Raw genomic sequence first — 20,756 nt, 5'->3', positions numbered from 1 at the left:
TGTTAGAATGCTTTCAGCCTCAGGCATCCCTCTCTATAAACCGTAAAAAATATCCGTTGTCCTTATCTTTACTGATTTTGGTATCCAATTTATACAATTATTATATTCATACTATCCTGCAAAATCAAGAGCAATCCTTATCTACCGTCCATCTTTTCGATAAATTTGTTTCTTGAACCATAAAACAGCTGAAGGGGCCTTTTAATCAGTCTCTCCTGGAATACGTTCTGCAATGTATGTATCATGCCGTGATTTTCTTCTTCCAGGTACAAATACAACACTTCCGGAGCTAAACCCATGATCGGACCCAGCACTTTTTCGTCGAGATTAAACTCCTTGGTCAGAACCAATGCTCTTTCATGCATAAGCTGAAGCATTTTTTCACTGTATAGCCGGTATTCCTCATCATACAGCTTAAATTTGCCGTCGAAGGCCACGTGAACCTCCGCTGTGAGAAACGGCTGATCGGCTGCACACTTACGCAATTGATCGATGAAGGACTGGTATTCAAGCTCGAGTTTGTATTCATCGATCGCACATTCGACGTAAATTTGTAGAAGATCAAGGTACTCCCGTAAACGGAACTGTACAAAAGACTCAAATGTAAATGATAGCCCTTCTTCGGTTAAGATTTTTCTCCAGGCTTCTTTCACATGATAATCGCACGTATCCAGATCTTTTACCGCCGGCACTTCCTCCCGTTCCTGTTCGATAAATTCCTTGGCGATCGCTGCAATTTCTGCTTGCTCCTGCTTATCCGTGAAATAAAAAAAATGTTCAATAAAAAACAGGATTCGTGATTCCTCCAGTTTTTTACGAGTATAGCAAGCCAGCACCTGAACAATTGAATCCAGATGCTCTTTTGTATTCAATAATAATGAACGGCTTTCGGATTCTAAAAAGGAAGGTTTTATGTTAAGTGATCGAGCCATCTGCTTCAGTTCCTTTTGTAATTGGTTACATTCTTCATGATCTGCAAATATAAGTTCTGCCAACCCTGTCCCTCCCCCAAACACTCGATGTTACACTATATGGGACAACGTCATGAAAAATGAACTCTTTTAAAAGATTAATAAAAAAACAGCAGGTTTCCCTGCTGCCGGTTAATCCAGTGCATATTTGCGTTCAAGAAAGTTTAGCAGTTGTGTCAACGTAAGAGTAAGAATCAGATAAATAAGCGCTACCGTCAAAAAAGGTTCCCAAGGACGATAGTATTCTCCCATCATCGCTCTTCCCCAGTACATCAGTTCTTCAGTCGCAATGACGGCTGCCAGTGAAGAATCTTTAATTAAAACAATGAATTCATTTCCTAAAGGAGGAATCATGCGTTTAGATGCCTGAGGAATGATAATATGCCTCATTGTCTGTCTATGCGTCATCCCCAGCGAACGGGCTGCCTCGGTCTGGCCTTTATCAATAGATTGGATACCCGCTCTAAAGATCTCCGCGATGTAGGCCGCTGCATTTAAGGAGAGAGCCGTAATGGCAGAAACAAGTGCAATAGGAGGCTTCATGAAAAGCGGCATGACCGCAAAGTGAATCAAGAAAAGTTGAACAAGTAGCGGTGTTCCCCGAAAAAAGTTTATATACCAAATGAACGGCTGCCGAATCACCTGGACTGAAGACATTTTTCCGAGTGCGATGAATAGTCCCAAGAGGGTTCCGAAAATAATGCTCGCAACTGAAATTTCGATCGTAACCCATGTTCCTTTAATAAAAAAAGGTAAATATTTCTCTACGAGATCAAATTTATAGAAATCCATGTGTTCCTCCGGTCATTCTGAGTAGGTTTATTTTTTCAGCACATCCAGGTTTGGTTCTACTTTAAACCACTGTTTATAAATTTTGGTGTAGGTTCCATCAGCAATGACCTTCTTCAAAGCTTTGTCAACTTTTGCTTTATCTTTGCTGCCCTTAGGAAAAGCAATACCATAGAATTCAGATTCAAAGTTTGTTTTATCATTTACGACTGAGAGCTTTTTGTCCGGATTGTTTTTTGCATACTCATCTACAACGGTGTTATCAGCAACAACCGCATCCACTTCACCGCTTATTAGTGCCTGAATAGCCAACACATTACTGTCGTATTTTTTGACATTGGTATTTTCTTTCCCAAATTTCTTTTCCAAGGCAGCTTGTCCGGTCGTTCCATTTTGAACACTGACCTTCTTTCCTTTTAAATCATCCACACTTTTTATCGGTGACCCTTCTTTTGTAAGAATCTTATTAATGGACTCAAAATATGGAGATGAGAAGTCATATGATTTTTTTCGATCATCATTAATGGTTATCGCTGAAATACCAGCCTGGACCTGTTCGCTTTGTAAAGAGGTAAACAGAGGATCCCATCCTGTGTTTTTCAACTTATAATCCAGCTTTGCTTCCTTCATAACGGCCTTGAGCAAATCAACATCAAAACCGACAATCTTCCCATCTTTTAAATACTCAAATGGAGCATATGCAGCGTCTGTTCCTACAACCAATTTCTCAGACGGGCTTCCTGACGTGGATTTTCCTCCACATGCTGCCAATGTCAGCAAACTCCCAAGCAATAATAACAACACTACTTTTTTCATCTTTGTCCCCCTTAAATTATGTAATCCTCTTTATTATAACAAAATTATCAAAAATGAGAATATTCCAATAATTAATTGCGCAAAAAAACCCAGCCCTCTACAAGAAAGGCCGGGATTCTATGTTTTTCTATCAGTTCTGCATGACAAAGTCTTTTTCTGCGGTTTCTTCTTCGTCGAACACACGCAGCGTTTCGTATTTGGTGTTGCGCTGTGCCGGGATTTTACCCGCTTCCCGTATGAGGCGCAGTGTCAGATTCGTATTGACTTTATGGGTCGTTCCGGCAGCTGAGACCACGTTCTCTTCCATCATCGTGCTTCCGAAGTCGTTGCAGCCGTAATGAAGAGACTTTTTGCCAACCTCAGGTCCCATCGTCACCCAGGAAGACTGGAAGTTTGAAATGTTATCCAAGAAGAGGCGTGAGATTGCCACATTTTTAAGATATTCTCTTGGCGTTGTTTTCTCACCCTTTAAGTTCGTGTTATCTGGCTGGAACGTCCATGAGATAAAGGCTAAGAAACAGTTGGTCTCATCTTGAGCATCACGGACACGCTGAAGATGCAATGCTCTCTCTTCAAAGGTCTCGCCGAAACCGATAACCATGGTAGCCGTGGAATGAAGACCGACTTTCTTCGCCGTTTTCATGCAGTCGATCCACTCTGTCCATGATCCTTTTAAGCGGCTGATTTTTTTCCTCGTACGGTCATCAAGGATCTCGGCTCCGCCGCCAGGCAGAGAGTCAAGTCCTGCATCCTTCAGCTCTTTTAGGACTTCTTCCAGTGAGAGGCCTGAAACTTCGACCATCTTCCAGATCTCAGCCGGAGAGAAGGAGTGCATCGTAATATCAAAGCGCTTTTTAATATTGCGGAGCAGATCAGTGTAATAAGAGAACGGCAGATTCGGGTTTGTTCCACCCTGCATCAAGATCTCTGTTCCGCCTACATCGATCGTTTCCTGGATTTTTTGGAAGATCACTTCATCATCCAGCACATAACCTTCCTTGCTTCCAGGCGGACGGTAGAATGCACAGAAACGGCAGTATGTATCACAAAAATTGGTATAGTTCACGTTTCGCCCGATAACAAAAGTAGTAATCGGTTCTGGATGCCACCGCTTCATGATGACGTCGGCCGCCTCACCCATTTTTTCAACTTCATCACTCTCATACAGAGCAACAGCATCCTTAACGGTCAATCGTGTACCATCAAGGGCTTTCTGCAAAATCGCATCAATGCTCATCTATATTACCTCCAGTTACGGACATCTTATGTAGCATTCTATTATCCTATCACATTTTAAAAAATTTTGCGAAATGAATACAGCTGCAGGAATGCAATGATAAAAGAGAAAGACAAACCGAGCAAGCCGGTTTGTCTTAGTTCGTTTCATCTTAATTATTTAAGGCTTATCCCCGGCCAGCCTGGAAAGAAGGATATAATGTCATTCCTCCATCAGCAATGAGCGTATGTCCTGTTACATATCTTGATTCCTTGGAAGCGAGCCACACGGCGACAGAAGAAATTTCGTCAGGTTCAGCGATATAGCCCATTGGAATTAGTTTTTCTACATCCGATTTTTTGCCAGGATCTGAAAACTTTTCGGCATTGATTGGTGTGTTGATGGCACCTGGCGCAATGGCATTTACCCTGATTTTCTTTGGTGCATATTCCATCGCTAGCGTCTGAGTCATTAGCTTTACACCGCCCTTACTCGCTGCGTAGTGCACAAAGTGCGGCCAAGGGATGATCTCATGAACGCTCGACATGTTAATAATACTGCCTTCAATATTATTCTTCAGAAAATACGAGATTGCTTCACGGCAGCCAAGAAATTGCCCCGTCAAATTCGTGGAGATAACCTTATTCCAATCTTCAAGAGATAGCTCGTGTGACGGAACTTCATTTTCAATCCCCGCGTTGTTAATCATAATATCCAGTCTTCCAAAGGATTCCACTGTGCGTTCGACCAGATTTTTAATATCTTCTTCCTTTGTCACATCTCCCTGAACAGCGATCGCGTCTCCGCCGAGATCTCTTAATTCCTGGAGAAGTTCTTCCACTTCATTACCCTTTTCACTAAAATAATTTACAGTGATCTTTGCTTTTTCTTTTGCAAAACGTTGGGCACAGGCCTTTCCGATTCCTGTACTCGCTCCTGTGATAATGACTGCTTTTCCTTCTAGATCTTTAAACATGTTTTTCATTCGCTCCTTAACGTTTTGTAATCCCGAGCATAACACCGCCCGCGATAATAAGTAGACATCCTGCAATAACGAAGATGATCTGCCGTTTTGATTTCTTTTCTTTTAAAATAAAAATTCCGCCGAGAGTGGAGATGATGATTCCCGTTTGTGAAAGCGAAAAACTTGTCGCTACACCAATCTTCGGCAATGAAAGCAACAAAGTGATGTTTCCTGTACTCCAGAGAATTCCGGTTAAAATATTTCTTACAGCAAATTTATTAAACGGTTTACCTGTAAAAGTGAGAAGTAAACCGCCGATAAACATACCCGCTGCTTGTGGAAGTATCGCTTCCCATCCTCCAACCTTAAACCAATTGACAATAACCACATAGCCAACATAGCCTGCGGTGGATAGCAGCAAGATAAGGTAACCTCTTTTATAATTGGTCCCGCCGTCCTCTTTGTTGTTCTTATCCCTGATCGATGTAAAGACGGCTCCTAAAATGATAACAACGATAGCGATGATTCCAATAATGATCTCTGTTTTTGTTTTCCACTCATGAAACACGAGTACGCCAAAGAGTGTTGTTCCAAATAGCTGCATACCCGTTGAGAGAGGCACCGTTTTTGCCACACCGAGGTGGTCAACAGTCGCAAATTGAAACCGTTGGCCGACAACCCATAAGGCACCCGAAATCGCTCCTACAATGATTACAAGAGAGTTCATATCAGGTTGAACGATAAAAAATGTAATTACCGAAAAGACAAGGGCACCGATGGTCATCCCCAATGTCTGGCTGTATGAATCTCCCCCCAGTTTTTGGCTGACCAATACAATGCTTCCCCAGCAAACTGCTGTGATGACTGCAAGAATTATTCCCATATTCATTTCCTTTCTGTCTGCTGATTCTATAGGTAGTATTTGCATCTTCCCGAAGATTCATCAGACTAAACAAAAAACCTCTATCTTTTATGATAGAGGTTAATCAAGTAGATCTATTTTACTGAAAAGTTCTGAAGTTTTTATCTCCACCGATAAAGATCGGCACGGCAAGATGGCGAATACGCTCCATGATCCGTTTTGCTTTTGCTTGCTCGAGGCCGCCTTTTTGCGAGTAGGAAAAATGCTCTTCAAGCAAGGTAAAATCATAATTGGAGGAGTACAGCGTCGGCAGCCTCTCCATCATACGATATTGAAGTATGACACCAATGATTTCATCCCTGACCCAATTTGTCATGTTTTCGGCACCAAGATCGTCAAGCATGAGGACAGGAACGGTTTTGAGCAGCTCCATTTTTTCGTTGAAACTTCCGTCAGAAAGGCTGCTTTTCATCTCCCGCAAAAACTCGGGAGTATGAACGAGCAATGAAGGAATCTGCCGCTCAGCCAACGCGTTGGCTATCGCACCCAGCAGATAAGTCTTTCCAACACCAAACTTGCCGTAAAAGTAAATCCCTTTCGCCCCTTCTCCAGAAGAAGCCGCTTTGACAAAATCCCATGCAGCACCAATCGCTTCTCTTCTGTCTTGATCAATGCTGTGAAGACGGTCAAAGGATGCCTGCAGGATATCTTTCGGGATAAAATAACTTCGGATGAGGGCACTCATCGACTTCTGTTTTTCATCCTGTTTTTTCAGCGAACATTTTTCATAATAAATTTCTATCGTATTTCTTTCTGCCGCCAGTTCCGGCTGATACCCTTGCATCAGGTTTGGGCAAAGATTCAGCCCTGGGCAATTGGAACAATGGTTCTTTTCCTTGGAATATTCATAGAGCTTCGTCAATCCTTTTTCAATGCTTGATTGGTTCAAATCAGGGTTCTGCTCCAGGAATGAGATAACATAAGGATCTGTGAGTACATGCTGCTTAATTCGGTCATATTCCTTTTTAAGCTGACCGTACCCTTCCATTTTTTTAACGGCGTCCATAATCGATTCCATTTTCGTTCCCCCCTTTAGATTTCTTTAAGCAGGTTTTCAAGCCATTGCTGGTTTTGCTCTTCAAGCTCATTATTATTATTGTTCTTTTCTTTTTTCTCTGCCGTTGCCTCTTCATCCTTCAGCCAGTCTGGCAGACGGGCGCTCTTTTTCTGGGTTCCATTACGCTTATAATTTGTATTCTTACGCTCCTGCCACTCTTTGTACTTCTTCTGTTCTGAACGAGCTAGCGCCATGGCTTCCTGAACGGTTTGTACTTTTTTCCTGGCCCAGTGGCTCGCAATTTTTTCGACGAACGAACGTGTAAGTTTTAGATCATTGGTCTTCAGTACATAGTCGATCAAAACATTGACCACACCCGGAGTCATTTTTTGCTCCAGCATGAGATACGTAACAATATTCAAATCCACTTCCGCCGGCTTTGTTCCAGATTGGAGTTCCAGCAATTGAAAAGGTGATACTTCTTCAAAGAATTTTATCACTTTTTCTTCTTCTGTGACAGGCTCTCTGCCTGCAGCTGATTTTAAGCTCTGCGGCTGAGTACGGAGAGCCATCTGCGGCAGCTGGTTGTTGTTTTCAATCCTGTACCATTTTTGAACTTCCTTCCGGAGATTTTCGGCAGTCAACTCTCCATGAAGATGGTACGCGTTTTGGATTTGCCTGCTCATCTCAAGCGGTCCCATCTGGTAAACGTATGCCAGTTTAAGGATCGATTCCCTTATGGAAGGAGTTATGACCTCTTTCGGAAGAATAAAGCTTGAAATGCTGGAGATCAACAAATCAAAATCAAAGTCCTCAGAAGTGATGGACAACGGATTGCCTGGTTTTCTTTCTGCCAGACTTCCGCCTGATCCCTCCTGAATTTCCGAATAAGTCCCTGCTGTCATTTCAGAGGGATGAAGCGATACGAAAACATCATTAAATGATGACGTCATATCCACGTATTCTTCCATCTCAGTTTCCTCTTGAATAAAATGGTCTCGCATCTCGCAATATTTTGTTTTGCCTAATCGATTATAAAGATAGATGTTCAAGACCCCATCGTTGAAAAATCCATCCGGTGACAGAGGGGTTTGCAATTCATATAAGTAAACCCTCGAATCTTCTTTATCCCGTTTATAAGTTTTCAGCAGGCCGATGGCTTCCAGCTTTTTTCGGGCAGCAATAATATCCTTCAATGAAAATTGGGTAACATTCATGAGCCTCTGATGCGTTTGCTCTTTTGGCGTTTTCATTTCGGCATCACACCAAAATGTCATATATAAACTATAGGCAAAAGCGCCTATTAACGGCTGGTACAGCATGGTCAATACTTTGCGGTCTATATTATGGAGATAGCCGCTAAATTGAACCTCATATGTATCCACCGGGACAATTTCTTTCCAGTGTACACTCATGGTTCTCACCTTTCAAAAAAAAGTTTTTTTCTAAGTCTATAGAGAAAAACAAGCATTCCGATAAAAAAAAGCGTAAAACTGGTACTGTCTTACGCAAGTTAGTGCTCGTCTTTTTTTATTAATTCTTTCAGTTCCTGTATGAATACATTGATGTCCTTAAATTGCCGGTAGACCGAAGCAAATCGGACATAAGCTACTTCGTCCGTGTCCGCAAGATAATCCATGACTTTTTCGCCGACTTCTTTGCTGTTTATTTCAGAAACCCCTTGGTTCCGCAGGTCCTTTTCTATGTTGTCCACGATATTTTCAAGAACTTCTAAAGGTACAGGGCGTTTCTCACAAGCTTTTATAAGTCCGCGAAGAATTTTTTCACGGCTGAATTCTTCCCGGGCACCTTCCTTTTTCACAACAATCAGCGGTATTTCTTCAACCGTTTCAAAGGTTGTAAATCGATAGGTGCATGACTCGCATTCCCGCCTGCGGCGAATCGATCTCCCCGAATGGACCGGTCTAGAATCAAGCACTTTTGTACCGTTATACTGACAGGACGGACAACGCAAAGCAGATCAACTCCAAAAATTAATTAACCTCTATTATAATTCTATCTTAGACAAAAGGAGGGCATGTGACAAGAATTAATTGTTTTCAAGCAGAGATGTGCCAATAAATTCAAGCTTTCCTTTCAATCCTTCATTAATAGCAAGGATCACCTTTCTGCTGTATCCAAAATCGATCGGAAGCGGCGATTCAGACGTGACATTAATATCGACTGCCGTTTTAAATGGTCTGAGAGAGGTCGCAGTGATCACGGCAAAAGCCTTCCTTGGAGCTGTAACTTCAAAAGATAGCTCGCCCCGTTCTTTTGATGATTCAAGCAGTTTATAATGGCTTTGCTGCCGGACAAGTTCTTCAATGGCATCCATGACTTTCGTGCGGTTCGCTTTAAAATAATGGGTTTGCAGTAAAGGATCTTGGTGGTTCTCGGAAGTTTCCGAATGATTCTTCAAGATATTTTGCAATTGTCTAAGCATGGTACTCCTCCTCTAAACTCCTCTATGCAAAAGCGGAAAGTAAAAAAAGAGGTGCAAATAACACACCTCTTTTTCGACTTAGCATTCATTTTTATTTATTAGCGGCAACTTTGTTTTTAGCAACTTTAACAGGACCCATTCCACGTGGAACTTCTAAATTTTCACGGCTGTTCGCTTCCAAAGCCTGTGAAATGTAATCAGCAGCCACATTTGGATCAATACGATCCCCACAAGTGTATACGTCAATGCTTGCATAACCATGCTCTGGAAAACTGTGGATTGTCAAATGTGATTCAGAAATAATAACAACCCCACTCACGCCATGCGGCGCAAACTTATGAAAAGCAACCTCACGAATTTCTGCACCTGCTTTAAGGGCAGCGTCAACAAACGTCTCTTCAATAAACCTCATATCATTTAGCTTTTCACTGTTGCATCCCCATAGTTCAGCAATTACGTGTCTTCCCATTGTATCCATATTAGCATAGTCCCCCTTAAAAATTTTTCATGCCTTCAAGCATGCGGTATTGAACATCTACCACGGGGGAAAGTTAGTCCTAAGAGGTCCTAACCCTTTAAGTAGAATCCAACGCCTTGGTTTGCTTTATTTGAAGTTCACGAATCATAGTATACTTGTTTTATTTTTCATTTGCAATAACTTGTTTGAAATTCCCCTCTAAATTTTCCTATGAAAACTATTGACATAAAATGGGTGGAATTTGTTTAAAAACAAAAAGAACGGACAGCGCCAGAAACTGGCTCCATCCGTTCTTTTTTAATTTTTGCTTTATGAAGGAATCCTCATATCCGCCTTTTGAGCTAAACCTGCAGCAACAAGACCTGCCAGATCAACAACACGGCAAGAATAGCCCCATTCATTGTCATACCAGGCAAGCACTTTTACTTTTTTATTCTCAATAACCATTGTTGATAAACCATCAATGATTGAAGAATTCTCATTACCGTTATAATCAATGGAAACCAGCGGCTGTTCGCTGTATCCAAGAATACCGTTTAATGCACCCTCAGACGCAGTTCTTAAAGCCACATTTACCATCTCTTCTGTCACATCCGTTTTTAGATCGACCACTAAATCAACTAATGATACATTTGGAGTCGGGACTCGGAGTGCCATTCCATTCAATTTTCCTGTGAGATGAGGAAGAACCTTGGAGATTGCTTTTGCCGCCCCGGTAGACGTTGGAATGATGGATTGGCCGCAAGCTCTTGCACGTCTGAGGTCCTTATGCGGGTTATCAATATTATTTTGATCATTTGTATAGGCATGTACAGTAGTCATCATTCCTGATTCAATCCCGAACTGTTCATCGAGTACTTTTACTACAGGTGCCAGACAGTTCGTTGTGCATGAAGCATTGGATAAGATATGATGTTCGTCCGCTTTGTAATCGCTGTCATTTACACCCATAACAATTGTGATGTCTTCATCTTTTCCAGGTGCAGTAATAATAACCTTCTTCGCTCCAGCTTGCAGATGGTAGCCTGCCATTTCCTTTGTTTTGAATTTTCCAGTGGCTTCAATCACGATATCGATGCCGAGCCCTTTCCATGGCAGTTCTCTTGGGTCGCGGGAATTAAGCAAAAGCACTTTTTGCCCGTCCACCATTAAGTAGCCTTCATGGGCACTAACTTCACCAACAAACATTCCGTGAATTGAGTCATACTTAATCATATGTGCTAACGTTTCAGGAGGATAGCTTGCGTTGATTGCTACAACCTCAAACTCGTTATTTTCCTCCATCATCTTACGAAATACCATTCTTCCGATCCGCCCGAGTCCATTAATCGCTACTTTTGCTTTCATGGTGTGCTCCCTCCATATATGTTATACTTTTTTGCCTCTTTTTCTACAATTAGTATAGCATATTTAAATAAAAAAAGAACATCATTTTATAAAAACGGGCAAAAAATAAACCCTCTGCCTAGACAGAGGGCTAAATAATATTCCATTCCTTAAGCTGAGCATCCAGTTTCACTTTGAGCTCTTCCAAAGATCCATTGTTTGTGATCACCGCATCCGCCAGCTTTACTTTATCTTTAAGGGGCATCTGGGAAGCAATCCTGCTCCTTGCCTCATCCTCCGTGAAGTGGTCTCTCATAACTAATCGGCTGAACTGGACTTCTTCATCAACAAATATCAGGAGTGTGCGGTCCACCATATGGGTCAAATCGCTCTCAAACAACAGTGGAATATCCATGACCACATGGCTGAATCCATCATTAAGATAATGTGCTGCCTGGCTCTTCATTTCATGCCGTACAGCCGGATGAACAATCTCATTCAGCACCTTCCGTTTGGCAGAATCATTGAATATGACGCTGCCAAGTTTTTTTCGATCGAGGTTCTTTTCTTCATCTATTACTTCTACCCCAAAGTTCTCGACAATTTTAACGTAGGCGGGCTGGCCTTGCTCCACAACCTGACGCGCGATTAAATCTGCATCAACAACAGGTATGTTATAGCTCCGCAAAAGATTGGAAACTGTGCTTTTTCCACTGGCAATCCCGCCGGTCAGGCCTATGATCATGATTTTACGATCCTCCTGTTACATTTTCAGTAATCCTATAATAATCAGTAATATCCCTGGAAGGAAGGTAAGCTTCTTCATCCACGTAATCCTGGACACTGCAAACCCTAATTTCATGCCACCAAGTACAAATATCGAGCTCATGGAGGCTACCGTAAATGCTGTAAGAAAAGGAGGCATATCAACCATCGCTGCTCCGATTCCCGCTCCGAAAGCATCCAATGAAAGCGCGACGCCCAGCAAGACCGCCTCCCAGCCATTGATAGAGCCGGATTTATCAAGATCTGCGATTGTCGGCTTACTTAAGATTTGAATCATGATTCCCAGAGATTTTATTTCTAATTTTACAATAGTCTTCTCTTCAGGTACAGCCGCGGCCTTTTTTTCAGGCTTGGCTACTTGGTACAAAAAATATGAACCGAGACCTAAAAGGATCAAGCCGCCTGTTACCTGCCCGGCATGCGGCGATAAAAAGCGTTCTAAAAAATGGCCGAACCCCATTGCAATAAAAAAGGTAATGGCCGAACATGAGGAAATGATAATGACCGATTTTAACGGAATCTTTATTTCCTTCATGCCATACGTCAGCCCCGTACCAAAGCTGTCAAGACTTACTGCAAACGCCAGTAAGAGCATCGAAAAGGACACCATAACGGCAAAAGCTCCTTTCATACCACGTTCTGTAGTATATGAGAGGAGCTTGGAAACTGTTATTTTTGGCAGCTGCTGCAAAAATGAGTGCCTCGTCCTGCAACAACGGATCTAGTAATTTCACGGCCGCATTTTTTGCATGGCTCTCCCTTTTTTCCATAAACAAAAAGCTCCAGTTGAAAGTTACCTGCTTTCCCTTCGGAATTCACATAAGAGCGAATCGTACTGCCGCCTTTTTCGACCGACTCTTTCAGGATCGATACCATGTTTTCCTGCAGCTTTTTTAATCGCTGCAGCGATAATCCGTTCGCTTTTTGTTCGGGGTGTATACCCGATGCAAAAAGAATTTCATCCACATAGATGTTTCCCAGACCTGTTATGAGAGACTGGTCCAGCAGGACTGCTTTCACCGACCTGCTTGTCTTTGAGAACATCTTCTTTAAAAGAGATGGAGTAAGTTCTGCGGAAAAAGGCTCATAACCGAGTTTGGATAACGGCTGCCGCTGTTCTTCTTCCCCTTTTGGATACAGATGCATCGTACCGAATTTCCTGACATCCCGGTACCGGAGTTCACTTCCGTCAGTAAACTCAAAGAGAACATGCGTATGTTTATCAAACGGTTCTTCCTTTTGGTTTAACGCATACTTCCCCTCCATTCTCAGATGGGAAACAAGAACGTCATCATCAAGAAAAATCTTAAGGAACTTGCCTCTTCGCTCTACATGTTCTATGGTCTGGCCGCTGAGCCGGATTTTGAATTCATCGAGCTCAGGATGTTTAATAATATTGCTCCATAAGACTCTAACTTCTTTAATCGTTTTTCCGCCAACCAGTCTGTTCAGTGTGTTTTTTACGTTTTCTACCTCTGGCAATTCAGGCATATCTTTCACCTCAAATCAAACGGAAAACAGCCAAATCGGCTGTTTTCTCTTCTCTTTTTTTTATTTTGCGTCGTACCATGTATCTCCGTAATTCAAATCAACTTTTAATGGAACATCAAGGCAGAGTGCAGATTCCATCACTTGCGGAACGAGAGTACACAGCTTTTCAATTTCATTTTCCGGTACCTCAAAGATCAGCTCATCATGCACCTGAAGCAGCATCAAGGATTCCAGATTTTCGTCTTTCAGCACCTGATCCATTTCAACCATCGCCTTTTTAATAATGTCAGCCGCTGTTCCCTGAATCGGAGTATTCATGGCTGTACGTTCAGCAAAACTTCTTAAATTGAAGTTTCTGCTCGTAATCTCTGGCAGGTAACGGCGGCGGTGCATAAGCGTTGAAACATAGCCGTCCTGTTTCGCCTGTCGGACGATCGATTCCATATATTCTTTTACACCAGGGAAAGTTTTCAAATACTGTTCAATGAACTCTCCGGCTTCTTTTCTTGTAATATTCAAGCTTTGCGACAAGCCATAGTCACTAATTCCGTATACGATACCGAAGTTAACTGCTTTGGCATGCCTTCTCATTTCTGAGGTCACTTCATCCATCCCCACATGAAAAACATCCATCGCGGTCTTCGTATGAACGTCCATTTCCTTTTTAAAGGCTTCCATCAGGTTTTCGTCCTGTGAAATATGGGCAAGGACACGAAGCTCAATTTGAGAATAGTCAGCGGCAAGAATTTTCCAGCCTGGTTTTGAAGCAACGAAGGCTTCCCTGATCTTTCTTCCCGCTTCAAGCCTTATCGGGATATTTTGCAGATTTGGTTCTGTTGAACTCAGCCGTCCTGTTTGAGTCAGCGCCTGGTTAAAGCGTGTGTGGATCTTATCAGTATCTTCGTCGACAACCTTCAGAAGCCCCTCAATATAGGTAGAGCTTAATTTTCCAAGCTGGCGGTAAACAAGGATTTTCCTGATGATCTCATGCTTGCCTTCCAGTTTCTCAAGCACATCCACCGAAGTACTGTAACCGGTCTTTGTCTTTTTAATGGCCGGCAGATTCAGCTTTTCAAACAAGATCTCTCCTAACTGTTTCGGAGAATTTATATTAAAAGATACTCCGGCAAGTTCATGAATCTCTCCTTCAAGTATTTTCAGTTGCTCTGTGAGCTCGTGTCCCATCGCTTGAAGCCTGCCGACGTCCACCTTCACTCCTGTTGTTTCCATTTCACCCAGCACCAGTGATAATGGGAGTTCAAGTTCGGCAAAAAGTTCATACTGTTCGTTTTCCTTCAGTTCTCCAGAAAGCTTGTCCTGAAGAGAAAAAATAGCATTCGCTTTGCGAACGAGATGTTCGGATAGAATTTCTTCTTCAGGCACCTTTCGTTTGGCACCTTTTCCGTACACCGCTTCTTCTGTATCAGTGTCATGTATACCGTAGCGTTTTGCAATTCCAGCTACATCGTCCCCGGACTCGGACGGATTCAGCAGATAAGAGGCGATCATTAGATCAAATTCTACACCCTTCAATGAAATACCGTTCCAGTCCAATGCGACGTACGCTCTTTTGGCGTCAAACACGTATTTAATTTTACTTTCATCTTCCGCCCATTCCTTAAACGATGCTGAAGAGAGCGCTGTTTCAGCAGGAATAAAATACTTTCCGTTGCTGTTTACGATCGCCAGACCGTTGACCGGAGCTTTATGGTAGGTTTCCGGTGTTGTTTCTACTATAAGAGCGGCATGTGATGATAAGATTTCATGACTGAGTTCTTCAGCCTTTTCAAAGGAAATCTCTTCTTTTTCCTGTCCGCTCAGCTGTGTTTCTTCACTGTCCCCGCCGATTCGTTCCAGCAGCGAGTTGAAGCCAAGATCTTTAAAGAATGGAATCAGCTGTTCTGTTTGGTACCCTTCGTAAAGAGAATCGTTTATGGAGATTTCAATTGGTGCCTCATGCGTGATCGTTGCCAGCTCTTTGCTCATCAAGGCCTGTTCCTTATTGTCCTTGAGTTTCTCCTTCAGCTTTGCACCTGAAACCTGATCAATTGATTCCAGCGTTTCCTCCAGAGTGCCGAACTGTTTGATTAGTTTAATGGCTGTTTTTTCCCCGACTCCCGGAACTCCAGGGATGTTATCGGATGGATCGCCCATGAGGCCCTTCATGTCGATAATCTGGTGAGGAGTTAAGCCATATCTCTCTTCCACCTGTTGAAGGTCATAAGCCTCTACTTCCGAGATCCCTTTGCGGGTCAGTGCAACCTTGACGTTTTCTGTTACAAGCTGAAGCAAGTCCTTATCACCAGTAAAGACTTTAACGTCCCAGTCACCATTTTCAGCCTGTTTAGAAAGCGTGCCGATAATATCATCCGCTTCATAATTTTCAAGCTCGTACCGTTTAATTCCGAACCCGTCCAAAAGCTGGCGGATCAGCGGAAATTGTTCGGAAAGCTCAGAAGGAGTTTTCTGGCGTCCTCCTTTATATTCGGTAAACGTTTTATGCCTGAAGGTTGTTTTCCCCGCATCAAATGCAACAAGCACGTGGCTGGGCTTTTCATCTTCCAATATTTTAAGCAGCATCGTCGTAAATCCGTATACTGCATTTGTATAGACACCTTTATCATTGTTGAGCAGAGGAAGCGCGAAGAACGCACGATATGCGATACTGTTTCCATCAATCAAAACTAATTTATTTGCCAAAATAATACCCCCTGATCGGTTGTTTTCTAATCTTTATTGTACCATTCGGCTATAAGAAAAGAAAATTGGCCAGCCAGCGTCTGTTCGAAGATTAGAACAAAAAAAGAGAGAACCCGTAATGGATTCTCTTAAAGGGGGTACTGAAAAAGGATACTTAAAGCATAACGATAAACTGTTAAGCTGGCACGAATGCAGTGTTAATAGTTTGTAAATTCAATCATTAAATTCTTTTTTGAAAACAAGTGTGAATGTCGAGCCTTCTCCCGGCTTGCTTTTCACATGGATACGGCCCCTGTGTGCTTCTACCAAGTGCTTGACGATCGCAAGGCCAAGCCCCGTACCGCCAGAGTTCCTGCTTCTCGCTTTATCTACTCTGTAGAATCGTTCGAAAATACGCGAGACTTCCTCTTTATGGATACCAATACCGGTGTCGGATACACTGAAGGTTACTTTTTCACTGCTTTCCTTCAGGCGGATTGTGATCCTTCCGCCTTTTGGAGTGTAGTTTAAGCTATTGTTTATAAGGTTGATGAAAACCTGCTTTAATCTCGGTGAATCACCTTCAATCATGGTGTTCCCTTCTGCAGAATACTTGATCGTTATCTCTTTTTCCTGCGCTTTTGTTTCAAGCATGACGATCACTTCTTCTACGATCGTCGACAGGCTGACTTTTTGCAGGTTCAAAGAAAATCCTTGTTCCACCTTAGAGAGATCAAGCAGATCTTGAATGAGGTTCTGCAGCCTGTCGCTCTCATTCCACATGATTGTAAGAAATTTTTTACGGATTTCCGGATTGCCGTCCGCTCCATCCAGCAGCGTTTCAGCAAAACCTTTCAAAGAAGTGACCGGGGTTTTCAATTCATGGGATACGTTGGCAACAAAATCCTTTCTCATCTGTTCAAGTTTTTTCAATTCCGTAATGTCATGAAAAACGAGAACAATGCCGCGGAGCTTCCCGAGACTGTTGAGGACCGGTGCGCTGTAAACATCAAAGTTCTTTCTCTCAATATGAATAGGAAGCACGACTTGTTTCCGTATGTTGGTTTCCATAATAAATGTATCTTCAACGATTTCTTTAATTTCTTTATATGGAAAGACTTCATGAAACAAGTGGCTCGTCCAGGAATCGGTGTACTCTTTAAAAATTTCCTTAAAGGCTCGGTTAACAATCGTGATGTAGCCATCAGAATCGATGAGAATGAGACCGCTGCCCATGTTCTCGATCAGTGTCTTCAGACGGTCCTGCTGCGATTCATAGGACTTTGTCATCTTCTCAAGGTTTCTTGCAAGCACATTTAAAGAAAAGTTCAGTTCACCGACATCTCCCTTATATTCATAAGTTCTAGCCTTAAAATTCCCTCTCGCCAGCTCCTTCGCTGTGCTCGTTGCCTCTTCTACTGGTTTAACAATCCGATTCAGCACACGGATTGAGACAAAGAGGATGATGACCAGGCTGATGAGAAAACCAAGAGACATGGCAAGCCAAATGGATCTCTCCGTGCTGTTGGCTGTCTTTTCAGGAATAACTAGCTGGACATACCCTTCAAGTGAACCGGATGTTTGATTTTTAACCGGCAGTGTATAAACGAGACGGTCCATATCTTTCGTTGAAACCAGTGAACTGCCTTTATATTCGTCCAATCCATTTAAAGGCTGATCAGGAACAGCTTCTTTCTCACTTTTTGATTGCGCCAAAACTTTGCCTTTGGGAGATAAATAGAGAAGTTTTCCACCTAAATCTTTTTCAGCCCGATCCAACTGCTTTTCCAAGAGGCCAGTATCCTTATTAACAGCAGCAAGGGAAACAAGCTGGAGCTCACTTTGGTAAGATTGCAGACGCTTTTCCTTTACGTTATAGTGCACCAGACCTCCGACAATTAGAGCAAGCAGGATAAAAACAAGCATAATTCCAACCAGGAAAAAAGAGAGTACCCGGTTTTTAAAATCTGGCATTATTGCGGAACCTCAAGCTTATAGCCCATTCCCCTGATGGTTTTAATATAGACCGGTTTTCTTGTATTCTCTTCTATTTTTTCCCGCAGGTGGCTGATATGCACATCAACAATCCTTGTGTCGCCGACAAAATCATAATTCCATACAGCAGACAGAAGCTGTTCCCTGGTGAGTACCCTGTTTTTATTCTTTGAGAGGTACACCAGCAGTTCAAACTCTTTCGGAGTCAATTCAAGTGCTGTCCCTTTATAAAAAGCTTCATAGTTCTCGGGATAAACTTCTACTTCTCCAATCGTCAGCTTTTCCGATTCCTCTGCTTGAGCAGGTTCCTCGATAGCCGCCTGCTTGGTACGCCGAAGGATGGCTTTCACCCGGGCAACCACTTCACGGGGACTAAACGGCTTTGTCATATAATCATCTGCCCCTAATTCCAATCCTAACACCTTATCAAATTCATCGTCTTTTGCAGTCAGCATGAGTATGGGAATAAAAAGCTGCTTTTGTCTCAAGTTTTTACAAACCTCGAGACCATCCATTTCAGGCAGCATAAGATCAAGAACCATTAAATCCGGTTTTTCCATTTCAGCCAATTCAAGGCCCTTTCGTCCATCCATTGCGGTGATCACTTCAAAACCAGCTTGTTCTAAATTAAATTGCAATAATGTTGAGATCGATAATTCGTCCTCGACTACCATGATTTTCTGGCTCATCTTTTCCCACCCTTTTTTAGTTACGTTTCACCTTTATTCATTACAATCATACTATTTTTTTCTTCCAAGCACAAAAGGGTCAGATTAAAGATTTCGTAAAGTTTGTAAATTTTGAAAAGCTGAAGCGCCCAAAGACGAAATGTGTTTATATTTCGTCCTTCGAGGACCTAAGATGAAATAAGACTCATATTTCATCATTTAAGACAAAAATAGAATTCAATTTTCATCCTCGGGCGCTAAAGCTAGACACTGCTTCTATGCCAACAAAATCTTATACTTTCCTTCAATAAAAAAGGCTGTTTTCGTAACCTTTGTTGCTCTTAGGAGTAGTTGATTTCCTTTTCAGGATGCTCGCTTTCGCGGGGCGCACGGTGAGCCTTACCGGCGCCAGCGCCTGTTGGTCTCACCTGTCCCGCTTCTCCCGCAGGACAAGGAAGGCTGCGGCAGCGTTATATCGCACGAAGAAAATGTGAAATTCATTTTCGAGGAGTCTCCGCACCTTGCACTACAATCAACTTGTCAATGAAGACTCTTTACAAAAATGACCCAAAAGCAACAATCTTTTAGAAAAGAGCCATAAAAAAAGACCGGCTGCCCGGTCTAGAAGTTGTCCAACGTGTTGGAGGTTATGGATTTCGGCTGATATGGAGGGCAAATTTCAAGATCCCCTTCCATTACCAGCTCGCTTTTTTCATTTTTCCCCTCAACCCTCATCTTGATGGAATGAGCTTCCTGGTCAATGTCTGTCACCTGAAACAAAAAATGAACTTTGCCGTAATGATAAACAGGTTTTGGAAAAGATAAAGATTGTTTTTTTATGCTGCTTCCTGGTCCAGGTAAATACTTGGACACCGCAGCTGTTACCATGCCAATAAGCATAACCTGCGGAACAATTGGTTTTTTAAATGGCGTCATGGATGCATAATCATGTTGAATGAATAAAGGGTTGTTGTCATTGGTGAGTCCGAGGTACAAAAGCAAATCCTTATCTTCAATCGTTTCGGAAAGTTCGAGTTTTTCCCCTGTTTGGATCTTTTCTATTTTTCTGCCCAGTTTACGCTTTTTTCCTAACAACATACAAGACCACCCCTCATCAAGCCCTAAGTAAACGCTTACATTTGTGAAGTGATAAAAAGATCCGGAAAAACCCGAACCTTTTTACCTAATGATTTATGCTAATACGTTCATTACGCTTTTCACAGATTCTGCAGAACGGTCTAGCGCTGCTTTTTCATCTGCTGATAATTCAAGCTCAATGATTTCTTCAAGGCCGTTTCCGCCTACGATTGTAGGAACGCCAAGGCAAATTCCATCATAGCCATATTCGCCTTCGAGGTAAGCGATAGTCGGAAGAACACGTCTTTGGTCTTTCAATACCGCTTCTACCATTTCAACCAATGAAGCAGCAGGAGCGTAATAAGCGCTTCCGTTTCCAAGAAGGTTTACGATTTCTCCTCCGCCTTTGCGAGTACGTTCAACAATCGCATCCAAACGTTCTTGTGGAATTAATTTTTCTAATGGAATTCCGCCTGCATAAGAGTAGCGTACGAGCGGCACCATGTCGTCCCCGTGTCCGCCAAGAACAAAACCGGTAATATCTTTTACAGAGAGGTTCAATTCTTGAGAGATGAACGTACGGAAACGAGCAGAATCAAGGATACCGGATTGGCCGATTACACGGCTTTTCGGGAAACCGGATTCTTTAAGAACTGTGTAAGTCATCGCATCAACCGGGTTAGTTAGAACGATGATTACAGTGTTCGGAGAATATTTCACGATTTCCTGTGTAACGCTTTTCATGACTTTTGCATTTGTGTTCACAAGATCATCACGGCTCATACCTGGTTTACGTGCAATTCCTGCAGTGATAACTACTACATCGGAATCTTTTGTATCTTCATAGTTGGAAGTACCAATGATGTTCGCATCGAATCCTTGTACAGGGCTTGCTTCAAGCATGTCCAACGCTTTTCCTTTAGTAGGATTTTCTGCTTGAGGAATGTCAACAAGCACTACATCCCCAAGTTCTTTTTGTGCTGCGATAAATGCTGTTGTTGCTCCTGTAAAACCTGCACCAATGACTGAAATCTTTTTGCGTGAGTTCACTGCCATAAAGAATCCCTCCAAATTATCCTGGTTCTATTTAGAAAAGCGCAAGCGCCCATTTTTTGGTTTGAAAAGCGCTGGAGCT

General features: G+C 42.4%; 20 protein-coding genes and 1 other annotated feature (1 of these 21 cut by a window edge). All 20 genes read right to left on the bottom strand.

The genetic code is table 11. The features are described from left to right. Nucleotides 1-78, bottom strand: a binding site (T-box leader); it reaches 148 nt to the left of the window's first position. A gap of 59 nt (nt 79-137) precedes the next feature. After that, nucleotides 138-995: a sporulation protein YtxC gene (gene ytxC, locus AR335_RS07760; protein ID WP_062233924.1), complete on the bottom strand. Its 858-nt coding sequence runs from the start codon at nt 993-995 to the stop codon at nt 138-140. A 108-nt stretch (nt 996-1,103) separates the two neighbouring features. Beyond that, nucleotides 1,104-1,763 (bottom strand): amino acid ABC transporter permease, encoded by a 660-nt coding sequence (locus AR335_RS07755; RefSeq protein WP_053357609.1) that lies wholly within the window; start codon nt 1,761-1,763, stop codon nt 1,104-1,106. 27 nt (nt 1,764-1,790) lie between these two features. Beyond that, on the bottom strand, nt 1,791-2,576 hold the full coding sequence (locus AR335_RS07750) for a basic amino acid ABC transporter substrate-binding protein (RefSeq protein WP_053357608.1): 786 nt from the start codon (nt 2,574-2,576) through the stop codon (nt 1,791-1,793). Between the two features lie 130 nt (nt 2,577-2,706). Then, nucleotides 2,707-3,813 carry a cyclic dehypoxanthinyl futalosine synthase gene (gene mqnC, locus AR335_RS07745; RefSeq protein ID WP_062233921.1) on the bottom strand — a complete coding sequence of 369 codons (1,107 nt, stop codon included), beginning with the start codon at nt 3,811-3,813 and terminating at the stop codon, nt 2,707-2,709. Between the two features lie 166 nt (nt 3,814-3,979). Then, nucleotides 3,980-4,768 carry a glucose-1-dehydrogenase gene (locus AR335_RS07740; RefSeq protein ID WP_062233918.1) on the bottom strand — a complete coding sequence of 263 codons (789 nt, stop codon included), beginning with the start codon at nt 4,766-4,768 and terminating at the stop codon, nt 3,980-3,982. Between the two features lie 16 nt (nt 4,769-4,784). After that, a complete protein-coding gene (locus AR335_RS07735; RefSeq protein ID WP_053357605.1) occupies nt 4,785-5,639 on the bottom strand; it encodes a GRP family sugar transporter in 855 nt (284 codons plus the stop codon). Nucleotides 5,640-5,757: 118 nt separating this feature from the next. Then, nucleotides 5,758-6,696, bottom strand: coding sequence for a primosomal protein DnaI (gene dnaI / locus AR335_RS07730; RefSeq protein ID WP_053357604.1), 939 nt, complete (start codon nt 6,694-6,696; stop codon nt 5,758-5,760). 14 nt (nt 6,697-6,710) lie between these two features. Next, entirely contained in the window at nt 6,711-8,090 is a 1,380-nt protein-coding gene (locus AR335_RS07725; protein WP_062233915.1) for a replication initiation and membrane attachment family protein, read from the bottom strand. A 98-nt stretch (nt 8,091-8,188) separates the two neighbouring features. Beyond that, the gene (nrdR, locus tag AR335_RS07720; protein WP_062233912.1) at nt 8,189-8,650 is read right to left on the bottom strand and encodes a transcriptional regulator NrdR; all 462 of its coding nucleotides are present in this window, start codon (nt 8,648-8,650) and stop codon (nt 8,189-8,191) included. Between the two features lie 75 nt (nt 8,651-8,725). Next, nucleotides 8,726-9,121, bottom strand: coding sequence for a hypothetical protein (locus tag AR335_RS07715; RefSeq protein WP_062233909.1), 396 nt, complete (start codon nt 9,119-9,121; stop codon nt 8,726-8,728). Between the two features lie 91 nt (nt 9,122-9,212). After that, nucleotides 9,213-9,599 (bottom strand): adenosylmethionine decarboxylase, encoded by a 387-nt coding sequence (speD, locus tag AR335_RS07710; protein ID WP_053357600.1) that lies wholly within the window; start codon nt 9,597-9,599, stop codon nt 9,213-9,215. Between the two features lie 309 nt (nt 9,600-9,908). Beyond that, on the bottom strand, nt 9,909-10,946 hold the full coding sequence (locus AR335_RS07705; protein ID WP_062233906.1) for a glyceraldehyde-3-phosphate dehydrogenase: 1,038 nt from the start codon (nt 10,944-10,946) through the stop codon (nt 9,909-9,911). A 130-nt stretch (nt 10,947-11,076) separates the two neighbouring features. After that, nucleotides 11,077-11,670, bottom strand: coding sequence for a dephospho-CoA kinase (gene coaE / locus AR335_RS07700; protein ID WP_062233903.1), 594 nt, complete (start codon nt 11,668-11,670; stop codon nt 11,077-11,079). Nucleotides 11,671-11,688: 18 nt separating this feature from the next. Continuing rightward, nucleotides 11,689-12,321 (bottom strand): sporulation membrane protein YtaF, encoded by a 633-nt coding sequence (ytaF, locus tag AR335_RS07695; RefSeq protein WP_053358507.1) that lies wholly within the window; start codon nt 12,319-12,321, stop codon nt 11,689-11,691. Nucleotides 12,322-12,380: 59 nt separating this feature from the next. Then, the gene (mutM, locus tag AR335_RS07690; RefSeq protein WP_062233900.1) at nt 12,381-13,202 is read right to left on the bottom strand and encodes a DNA-formamidopyrimidine glycosylase; all 822 of its coding nucleotides are present in this window, start codon (nt 13,200-13,202) and stop codon (nt 12,381-12,383) included. Nucleotides 13,203-13,262: 60 nt separating this feature from the next. Next, nucleotides 13,263-15,902 carry a DNA polymerase I gene (polA, locus tag AR335_RS07685; RefSeq protein ID WP_062233897.1) on the bottom strand — a complete coding sequence of 880 codons (2,640 nt, stop codon included), beginning with the start codon at nt 15,900-15,902 and terminating at the stop codon, nt 13,263-13,265. 213 nt (nt 15,903-16,115) lie between these two features. Then, nucleotides 16,116-17,855 carry a two-component system histidine kinase PnpS gene (gene pnpS, locus AR335_RS07680; RefSeq protein WP_062233894.1) on the bottom strand — a complete coding sequence of 580 codons (1,740 nt, stop codon included), beginning with the start codon at nt 17,853-17,855 and terminating at the stop codon, nt 16,116-16,118. Further along, nucleotides 17,855-18,565 (bottom strand): response regulator transcription factor, encoded by a 711-nt coding sequence (locus AR335_RS07675; RefSeq protein WP_053357594.1) that lies wholly within the window; start codon nt 18,563-18,565, stop codon nt 17,855-17,857. The genes pnpS and AR335_RS07675 overlap by 1 nt, the downstream gene beginning before the upstream one ends. A gap of 600 nt (nt 18,566-19,165) precedes the next feature. Continuing rightward, on the bottom strand, nt 19,166-19,642 hold the full coding sequence (locus AR335_RS07670; protein WP_062233891.1) for a MaoC/PaaZ C-terminal domain-containing protein: 477 nt from the start codon (nt 19,640-19,642) through the stop codon (nt 19,166-19,168). Between the two features lie 93 nt (nt 19,643-19,735). Next, on the bottom strand, nt 19,736-20,677 hold the full coding sequence (gene mdh / locus AR335_RS07665) for a malate dehydrogenase (RefSeq protein WP_062233888.1): 942 nt from the start codon (nt 20,675-20,677) through the stop codon (nt 19,736-19,738). Nucleotides 20,678-20,756 lie beyond the last annotated feature (79 nt).

The organism is Fictibacillus sp. FJAT-27399, from assembly GCF_001510655.1.
Taxonomy (GTDB): Bacteria; Bacillota; Bacilli; order Bacillales; family Fictibacillaceae; genus Fictibacillus_C; species Fictibacillus_C marinisediminis.
The sequence above is the reverse complement of the archived record's forward strand: the minus strand, read 5'-3'. Positions and strand labels throughout refer to the sequence as shown.